Origin of the sequence: Frankia sp. CpI1-P (assembly GCF_001421075.1) — a bacterium.
GTDB classification, from domain to species: Bacteria; Actinomycetota; Actinomycetes; order Frankiales; family Frankiaceae; genus Frankia; species Frankia torreyi.
In genome coordinates, this window is record NZ_LJJX01000109.1 from 1 (window position 1) to 7,604 (window position 7,604).

Sequence of the window (7,604 nt, forward strand, 5' to 3'; positions counted from 1 at the left end):
ATCCCGTTCATCGTCGACACGACCGCACCATCCGCCCCGACCGGACTGAGTTCGGCGGCGTGGGCGTCCGGTGGCTGGGCGTCGGCGACCTCGGGCACGTTCACCTGGACCTCGCCCGGCGGGGACACCCAGTCGTTCCTCTACGGCCTCGACCAGCCGTCCCCGGCGACGGAGACGACGGCCACGACGACCCCGTCGCTGACCACGACCGCCGGCCTGCACACCTTCTCCGTGCGGACGAAGGACAAGGCGGGCAACCTGTCGCCGGTCGTCTCCTACGGNTTCGGGGTGGGTGCGGGGGCGCTGGCGCAGCCGGCGGACGGCGCCCGCGTCCAGCGGTTCACGACGTTGGAGGGGCAGGCGCCGTCGGCGCAGACCCAGGTGACGTTCCAGTACCGGCTGGGTACGAACACCGCCACCGGCTGGACGGATGTTCCCACCGGCGCCGTTGTCGTGGCGGGTACGTCGACGCATCCGTCGTGGCCGATGGTCCGCAACGGCTCCGGCCTGTTCGACAAGCTGACCTGGGACCTCGCCGCGACGATGACCGCCGCGGGCGCCCCCGACGGGCCGGTGCAGGTGCAGGCCTGCTTCCGGGACGCCTCCAACACGGTGACCTGCGTGCCGGCGCACACGATCCAGTACACCCGGCGCGCGTTCGCCGACGCCGAGGCCACCCAGGCGGTCGGGCCGGGCTCGGTGGCCCTGCTGACCGGCGACTACTCGGTGTCCGCCACGGATGTGTCGATGCCGACGTACACCGGCAGCCTCACCGTCGGGCGCACGTTCACCACCCTGTCGGCGAACGCGCCGGCCGGCGCCGGGCTGACGGTCGACCCGTCGACCCCGGCGGCGGCCGGCTGGTTCGGTAACGGCTGCACGTCCGCGGGTAACGCGGTGACCGCGTCGTTCACCGCGCCGGCGAACGCGCTGCTGCTCGCGCTCGCCGACACCGGTTCGACGGGTTCCGGTGCGAGCACCGGCCCGTCGGTGTCGGACTCGGGCGGGCTGACCTGGACCCGGATCGGCAGTTCGGGGGCGAACGGTACCAAGGACGAGGCGCTCGCCTGGTGGGCGAAGACGTCGAGTTCGGCCGCCCGGACGGTGACGTTGACGTCGTCGACGAACACCTGCTCGAAGTTCCTGCAGGTCCTGGTGGTGATGAACGCGAACCTGACCACGCCGATCGGCGCGACGAACATCGGCCCGTCGGGGAACACGACCGCCGGGGTGTTCAACCAGTCGGTGACCTCGACGGTGGCCGGGTCGATGGCGGTCGCCGCGGTCGCGGACTGGAACGCCGCCGGCGCCCCGACCCCGGCCGCCGGGGTCACCCTGCAGGGCACCTACAACCAGTACGACCTCACCGGCGCCGCCCTGTACAAGACGGCGGCGTCCACCGCCCCCGGCCAGGCGCTGACCGTCGCCACCACGGCGCCGTCCGGGGCGACGAACTCGTGGGCGATGTTCGAGGTGCTGCCCGCCGGTGCGTCGAACGGGATCTTCGGTCCGGGGTGGACGGCGAGCATGCCCGGCCCCGACGCCGGCGCCGCCGACGAGACCCTCACCGACAGCACCGACTCCGGTGGGTATGTCACCTTCACTGACGACACCGGTGTCCAGGACGTCTACGCCCGCAGTGGCACCGGCGGCTACCCGTACGCCTACACCGGTGTCGGTGACGACGCCGTCGACGGCAGCACCCTGACCAAGGACTCCGCCACCCAGTTCACCCACACCGACGTCGACGGCTCGAAGACCGTCTTCGTCGCGCAGACCGTCGGCGGCACCACGGTGTGGCATCCCAGCCAGGTCGTCGAACCCGGCTCGAACACCACCTCGACCTTCACCACCGACTCCGCCGGCCGCACCACCCGCATCCTCGGGCCGGTACCGGCCGGGGTGTCGTGCACGACGCTGGTGGCCGGCTGCCGGGCGCTGAACCTGACCTACGCGACGTCGACGACGGCGACCGGCACCGGCACCGACCCGGCGACCTGGGGTGACTACACCGGCCGGGTCAGCGGCATCGCGATGGCCCTCAACGGCAACACCCCGGTGAACGTGGCCGTCTACGCCTACGACGCCAACGGCCGGCTGCGTTCGGCGAAGGACCCCCGCACCGGCCTGACCACCACCTACAGCTACGACACGGCCGGCCGCCTGTCCACGCTCACCCCACCCGGCCAGGCGACCTGGACGCTGGCCTACGACGGGTCGGGCCGGATCTCGACGGTGTCGCGTCCGACGCCGGCGGGGCCGACGGCGACGCAGACGATCGCCTACGACATTCCCGTGTCGGGCAGCGGCGCGCCGATCGACCTGTCCTCGGGTGCGGTGGCCGGCTGGGCGCAGCAGGACCTGCCGCTCTACGGCGCCGGGGTGTTCCCCGCCGACCACGTGCCGGCCGCGACGCCGACATCGTCGGACTGGCCGTACGCCGACCTCACCTACCTCAACACCGACGGCCGACAGGTCAACAGCGCCTCCTACGGCAACGGCGCCTGGCAGATCACCACCACCGAGCATGACACCAACGGCAACACGATCCGCACCCTGACCGCGGAGAACCGCAACCAGGCCTTGGCCCCGACCGCGGACACCGATCCGCTGGTCACCTCGCTGACGACGTCGGCGGCGCGTTCCCAGCTGCTCGACACCCGCACCGTCTACACGGCCGATGNGGTGTCGGTCACCGACACCTACGGCCCGACGCATCGGATCGTGGACAACGGCGGTTCCCGCTACTCCGCCCGCGAGCATGTGCACACCGACTACGACCAGGGCGCCCCGTCGTCACCGACGCCGTACCGGTTGCCGACGACGGTGACGACCACGGTCCGCCTGCCCGACGGCAGCGACGCCGACCCGCGCAAGACCGTCAACGGCTACGAGGCGAAGAGCGGCGCGGACGCGGCAACATCCGGGTGGAACCTGCGCAAGCCGACGACGGTGACGACGTGGATGGGCGGCGGGTCAACGCCGGACATCGTGCGGACCACCTACTACAACGCGGCCGGCAACACGGTGGAGTCGCGCCAGCCGAAGGCGAACAGCGCCGGCACCGATGCGTTCACGACGGTGACGTCGTACTTCACGGCGACGGGCACCGGTGGGTGTGTGAACGCCTCCTGGACGGGCCTGGCCTGCACCTCCGGCCCGGCGGCGCAGCCGTCGACAGGCAACCCGCTGCCGGTGTCGACCTACACCTACAACGACCTCAACCAGACCCTGACCGAGGTCGAAACCGTCAACACCACCACCCGCACCACCACCTTCACCTACGACACCGCCGGCCGGAAGACCTCGGAGGCCATCACTGCGAGTCCGGCCGCCGACGGCGGCACGACGCTGCCGACGGCGACCTACGGCTACGACTCGTCGACCGGCCTGCCGACCACGACGACCGCGAACAGCATCACCTTGACCAGCGGGTATGACTCGTGGGGTCGGACGACCTCGCAGACTGACGCTGACGGCAACACCGCGTCCACGACCTACGACATTGACGGCCGGATCGCCACGACGGGGGATGGCAAGGGCACTTATACCTACACCTATGACGGCACCACCGGCGAGCACCNCGGCCTGGTCACCAGCCTGAACGTCGGCGCCGGTTCGGCTCCGTCGACGTTCACGGCGGGGNACAACGCGGATGGGAAGGTGACGTCGGAGACGTATCCGAACGGTCTGGTCGCGGCGACCCGCTACGACGACAACGGCGAACCGACCACGCTCACCTATGCGATGGCCGGCAACCCATGGTTGGCGTTCGCCCAGGCGAACTCGGTCTACGGCCAGGTCCGGATCGACTCGACCCCGGCATCGTCGAAGGCGTTGGGCTATGACCTGTCGGGCCGCCTGACGTCGGTGGCGGACACGGTGAGTTACGGTGGTCCAGCGCAGTGCACCACCCGGGTCTACGCCTACGACGCCGAATCGAACCGCAACAGTCTGTCGAGCTACCCCGACGCCGGGGGCAGCGACGCGGGAACCTGTTCCACGTCGACGTCGCCGACGGTATATTCCTTCTCCTATGATCAGGCCGACAGGCTCACGAACACCGGCTACGCCTATGATCTGTTCGGCCGCACCACCATCGATCCGTATCCGCCGGCGGGCAGCTCGGCGAGTCTCGGCTACTACGTGAACGACCTCGTCGCCTCCGAAACCGTGGGCTCCGCGACCCGGACCTACGCTCTTGACCCGGCCCGGCGTATCCGCTCCTGGGCCGACGGCTCGACGACCAGCGTCAACCATTACGCGACCAGCTCCGGGGACAGCCCGGCGTGGATCGGCGTCGGCACGGCCTGGACCCGTAACATCACCGGGATCGGCGGCGACCTCGCCGCCACCCAGACCGACACCGGCACCGTCACCCTGCAACTGGCCAACCTCCACGGCGACGTCGTCGCCACCGTCGACGACAACACCTCCGCCACCTCCCCGGCCAGCTACGCCGAATCCACCGAGTTCGGCAGCCCCTACTTCCCCTCCACCGCCTACCCCCGCTACGGCTGGCTCGGCGCCAAGGAACGCTCCCGCGACACCCTCTCCGGCCTCACGTTGATGGGCGTCCGCCTCTACGATCCCAGCCTCGNCCGCTTCCTCCAGACCGACCCCGTCCCCGGCGGCTCCGACAACCCCTACGACTACGCCCAGCAGGACCCCATCAACGACTTCGACCTCAGTGGACAATGGGGCTGGCGCAAGTGGGCGAAGGGCGCCCTAGCCGTAACCGCTGTGGTCGGGGGCCTCGCTTGCGGTGCGAGCGTGGTCTGTGGTGTGGCCGTGGGCGCTGCAGCGGGCCTCGCGATGTACAGCGCCGGCCATGCCGGGACTAGCTCGTGGAGTTGGCGCGGTGCTGGACTGGCTACGGGCATTGGTGGGCTATCGGGTCTGACCTGGGGCGGAGCTACGAGCCGAATCGGTTGGCGCTTCGGCTCCAAGAACGCTTCTGGGCTGGGAGTTCGCTTCAGCAGCAAAGGAGGGCGTGGCACCGACTTCCTCTGGAACGGATCGAGAAAGTTCGCCATCCATTCGCACCGCTTGCCTGGCAGGCGGCTGCCCTTCTCGATCCACTACCACCGCAGACCGGGCATCGGTCGCCACCGTCCTTGGGAAGGGTGGTAGTCCGGAACATGAGTGCCAACTCTGTCGGCGTCCAGCCGCCCATCGTCTTGTTCGATGTGGATGACTTCCTCTATAGTTTCTCGTCGGTCCACGCACTACTTGAATGGTACGAGCCTCTCATGCAAGAAGAATCGAACGGCTGTTTCGATTCCCTTGCGCGGATGGTGACTGTGAACGCAGAGGGAGGAGGTTGGCAGGCTCGACTTGCGGACGACGGCGATGGGGACGCCCTGAGGGGCCGGGCCCATGCATTCCTCGCGCGATACGAGCCGGCCTATCTGGATCTCGCTGACCTCCCTGACATGGCCCTGGTCGAATCGCTTGCTCGCCTGCAGAGGTATGCAATTCGATGACCGCTGTCCTTATGCGGCTGCAGCCCTGGGTGTGCTAAAGATGCCCTATCCGATAAAGGATACCGGGTCTTGAAGGCACTGTTTGAGATTGATGGGACCGCCTATTCTGCCTCAAGAAGGGTGTGGGGCCCTGTCGAATGGGAATCTCGTCATCTAGCAGGTGGGCCGAATAGGCGACGGTCTCGACGCGCGTGAAAGTGGTTTAGGGAAATGGCAAGTTGATCGTAGTGCGACGACTGAATCCGCCCCGGGCCTCCAGGAGGCCCGGGGCGGATTCAGAATCACTGTTCTACATCCAAGACGAAGCTGATATAGTCACCGAAGCGTAAGCATCCCGGTCTCCACCGGACCCGGAACGGTTCACTCCTGGGCGCGGCGTAGTGTCCGAACATGCATTACGATCTGGCTCGCGACCAGTGGCAAGCCATCGAAGCCGGTGCAGTCGTGGGGCCGGACGGCCGTAGGTACGTGAGGCGCGGCACGCGCATGAAGCGGAAACAAGCTGCAGCTTTTGCAGCCAGCGGTTGTCCGTTGCTCGTCTACTGGCCCGGGGTCCTGCCCGACAAGACTCGCGTGGAGTGGTTCGATGGCACGGACGCGCTGTCGGCCTGGAAAGCGCATCGCTCCTCCGTTACCAGCGATCCATCTCACGCGGCGAGGGGATCGGCGTTGACAGCCGGACTCTGGGAGTCCACGGAGGAGGAACCCCTTCTCGTGCTGACCTGGCATCACTAGCCTCGGGCTTTCGTGCGCCCAGCAGACTGGAGGTGACGCCGTGTAGCGGATGATCCACCATTCGTAAGCTCGTCGTCGCTTGCCGGTGTGAGTCCGGTCCGGGTAGCTGCCANGAAGGCCCGGTAGCAGACTGGCGGCTTGGTCGGGTAACTGGCCGGGTCGAAGCCCAGTGTCAAAAGCCCTGCAAGGGGGAGCGACTGGACGGTCCGTAGCATGAAGCGAAGCCTGCCGCCTCGTTAGAGGCCCTGTGGGGCTCCAGAACCCCGATTTGGGCGGTGACCTGCACGTTTGCCCGCCGGACGGGGCCTGTGTCGGGCAGGCTGGATGGTCATGGTGTGGTCGCTGCTCTACGCCCTGACACGCAACACTCTCGGACTGATGTTGCTCCGGGTGCGCGGCGACACCGCGAAAGACGTGGAGCTCCTCATCCTGCGACACCAGGTGGCAGTGTTACGACGGCAGGTGAATCGTCCGACGCTGGAACCGGCGGATCGGGTGATCCTCGCAGCCCTGTCCCGACTGCTCTCCCGAGCCCGCTGGGGTTCGTTCTTCGTCACCCCAGCCACCCTGCTGCGCTGGCACCGCGACCTCCTCGCACGCAAATGGACCTAGCCACGGAAGTCGCCCGGTCGGCCGCCGGTTTGCAGGGAGATCCGCGAGTTGGTCCTGCGTCTCGCACGGGAGAACCCGATCTGGGGCCACCGCCGGATCCAGGGCGATCTGATCAACTGGTCGGCAGGGTCAGTCATGCCCTGCCATCCCGTAACGCAACAGACCCACGGATCCTGCACCGCGGCGGGCCGACGCCTTTGGGCGGACGTTTCTGTGCGCCCAGGCGTCCGGCCTGCTGGCCTGCGATTTCTTCACGGTGGACACCGTGTTCCTGCAGCGGATCTACGTGTTCTTCGTCGTCGAACACGCCACCCGCCGTGTTCATGTTCTCGGGGTCACGAAGCAGCCGACCGCAGCGTGGGTCACCCAGCGGGCACGGAACCTGCTGATGGATCTCGAGGAGCGCAGCCACCGGTTCCGGTTTCTCGATAGTGCCCCGTGGAGTGGTGTAGATCGGTTCGCGTTTCGCTCTGCTTCTTTCGATATTATGCGGCTTGGAACTCGGTCGCGTCGAGAGCGATCGGGGTAATTTCAGGGACTGTTGTGGTGGTGTTTTCCCCGGCTATCTGCCGCATGGATTCCTCGGACAGGTAACGCCGGTCGGAGACCTGCCACTCGTCGTGAGTCTCCATGAGAACAGCGGTCGCGAGGCGGAGCAGCGCTTCCCGGTTCGGGAAGATCCCGACCACGTCGGTGCGGCGCTTGACCTCCCGGTTGAGCCGTTCCAGCGGGTTGTTGGACCAGATCTTGCGCCAGTGCGGTTCGGGGAAG

3 protein-coding genes and 3 pseudogenes are annotated in these 7,604 nt (G+C 67.8%); 5 read left to right on the plus strand and 1 reads right to left on the minus strand.

Translation table 11 applies throughout. The annotated features are described in order from the left end of the window. Positions 1-2,034: 2,034 nt before the first annotated feature. The 5 genes and pseudogenes from FF86_RS61365 to FF86_RS69540 form a co-directional block, all read left to right on the plus strand. On the plus strand, positions 2,035-2,683 hold a 649-nt coding region (locus tag FF86_RS61365; protein ID WP_396230205.1), incomplete at its 3' end, for an RHS repeat domain-containing protein. A gap of 281 nt (positions 2,684-2,964) precedes the next feature. Further along, positions 2,965-3,583: pseudogene (locus tag FF86_RS61370) on the plus strand (RHS repeat protein); the annotation flags it as partial. Between the two features lie 164 nt (positions 3,584-3,747). After that, positions 3,748-4,600 (plus strand): annotated as a pseudogene (locus FF86_RS63490) (sugar-binding protein); the annotation flags it as partial. A gap of 1 nt (position 4,601) precedes the next feature. Further along, positions 4,602-5,133, plus strand: a pseudogene (locus FF86_RS61375) (hypothetical protein); the annotation flags it as partial. A 1,412-nt stretch (positions 5,134-6,545) separates the two neighbouring features. After that, positions 6,546-6,833, plus strand: coding sequence for an integrase (locus FF86_RS69540; protein ID WP_242419922.1), 288 nt, complete (start codon positions 6,546-6,548; stop codon positions 6,831-6,833). Positions 6,834-7,318: 485 nt separating this feature from the next. On the opposite strand, the gene FF86_RS32945 is transcribed toward FF86_RS69540, so the two are convergent. After that, positions 7,319-7,604 (minus strand): transposase (locus FF86_RS32945; protein ID WP_242419923.1); only part of this gene is annotated, 286 nt, incomplete at its 5' end.